Source organism: Lacihabitans sp. CCS-44 (assembly GCF_024343735.1).
Classification (GTDB): Bacteria; Bacteroidota; Bacteroidia; order Cytophagales; family Spirosomataceae; genus Leadbetterella.
Map to the genome: position 1 here is coordinate 1 of NZ_RJUE01000038.1, position 2,023 is coordinate 2,023.

General features: G+C 45.3%; 2 protein-coding genes. Both read left to right on the forward strand.

From position 1 onward, the window contains the following. The coding region (locus EGI26_RS07215; RefSeq protein WP_255077356.1) for a tyrosine-type recombinase/integrase at positions 1 to 871 on the forward strand (871 nt) is incomplete at its 5' end. Next, the coding region (locus EGI26_RS07220) for an IS91 family transposase (RefSeq protein WP_255077358.1) at positions 864 to 2,023 on the forward strand (1,160 nt) is incomplete at its 3' end. The genes EGI26_RS07215 and EGI26_RS07220, both read left to right, overlap by 8 nt.

Sequence of the window (2,023 nt, forward strand, 5' to 3'; positions counted from 1 at the left end):
AGAAAATGTATTAAGCAATAACCAGTTGGATTGGTTAGACCGCCTTCACAAATCGATGTTGGTTGGTAGCTATGCCAACGACTCCATCCGTAACTACCTTCAAGAGGTTCGTCTGTTGTTTCAGTTTCATTGCGACAAAAATGCCGAGGAACTCACCGAGCTTGACATCAACAATTACATCATTTATATAAAACAAGTTCATAAGGTTGGGCATGCTAAGTGTAAAATGGTGGCCAATGCTGCGAGTTATTTTTTCAGGAATATCCTCCGAAAACCCTACGTTTTGCCTTCGAAGCTCTTTCCACGCAAAGAATGGAAACTGCCCAATGTGATGTCAAAGAGCGAGGTTCAGCAGTTGTTTGAGCAAACAACAGACCTCAAACAGCAACTGGTGGTGAGTTTGCTTTATGGTACTGGCATACGACTCAGAGAGCTTCAGCAACTGGAGTTTTCAGACATTGAGCGTGCAGAAAACCGCATAAAAATCCGTCAAGGTAAGGGGAAGAAAGATAGATATGCACTGCTTCCAAAGCATCTTTTGGGTGTGATGGAGTCGTATTATTGGGCATTTAGGCCAAAGAAATTCCTGTTTGAAAGTCCGCTTCTGCAAGGTCGGCCGCTACATTCACGCAGTTTACAAACCACAGTAAATGCCGCCATGGAAAACGCTGGATTGGGCGGAAAAAGCTACACGGCTCATACTTTACGGCATAGTTTTGCAACTCATCTACTGGACGACGGGGTGGATTTACACACTATAAAAAGTCTTTTGGGTCACAGTAAAATCGAAACCACGATGGTTTATCTGCACCTGACCACTACCCGAAGGTCAACGTTGGTCTCGCCGCTCGACCGCCTGAAAAATGACTGAGGTAGCCCAAAAACTCCAGCAGGTGGTGTTTAACAAGGCAAGCAGAATGGTGAGTAATCAGTACAGCCGCAACATCTTCAAAAAACTGACCGATTGCCACACGGGCAATATGGGGGTGCATCACTACCGCTGTGAGAGTTCTGACTGTGGACATGAACGATACCAGTTTCATTCATGCGGAAACAGACATTGCCCTAACTGCGGAGGAACTAAACGTGACCAATGGATAGCCAACAAAGAAACAGAACTGCTACCTACTGCATACTACCACATTGTTTTCACTCTTCCACATGAGCTAAACGGTCTGATAATGGGCAACCGAGTGGCGATGTACAATCTGCTTTTTGAGTCCAGCAGCTATACGCTGCTCAAGCTCGGAGCCGACCCGAAGTTTCTGGGTGCTAGACCAGGGATAATAAGTGTGCTGCATACTTGGGGTCAAAACTTGAGTTTTCATCCACACATACACTGCATAGTGAGTGGTGGTGGCGAGAATAATGGCGAATGGGTGTCAGACAAGTCCCAAAACCAGAGCTATTTGTTTCCGAAGCCCATTATGCAGAAGATATACAAGGCGGTTTTTTTGAAAAACCTCAGAGCATTATTGGCATCAGGTAGCCTTCAGGTTGGTGAAACTGACACCACAAAGCTCATTGACGAAGTAGGCAAGAAACATTGGAATGTATATGCCAAACGCCCATTCAGTGGACCAAAAACGGTGCTAGAGTATCTTGGGCGTTACACGCATAAAACGGCCATAACACCGCACAGGATACTGGAAATCAACGAAAAAGAAGGAACTGTAACATTTAAATACAAAGACTACCGCTACCGAGGCACCGATGCCGAGCACAAAGAAATGACGATAAGCATTGATGAATTTATCAGGCGGTTTGAGCAGCACATATTGCCGTTCCGATACGTACGCATTCGTCATTTCGGTTATTTACAAAACCACGGCCGAGGCAAAAGGCTTAAAGAATTGTTTGAAAAACTCAATCTACCCGCACCACCCGCCAAGATGCGGATACCGGTGTATGTGACCATCAGAGAAAAGTACGGCATTGACATAAGAGTTTGTCCAAAATGCAAAGAACATCATCTGGAGTTGGTAGCCACGCATTACAGAAGTGGCGGAACGATTTCAATTGG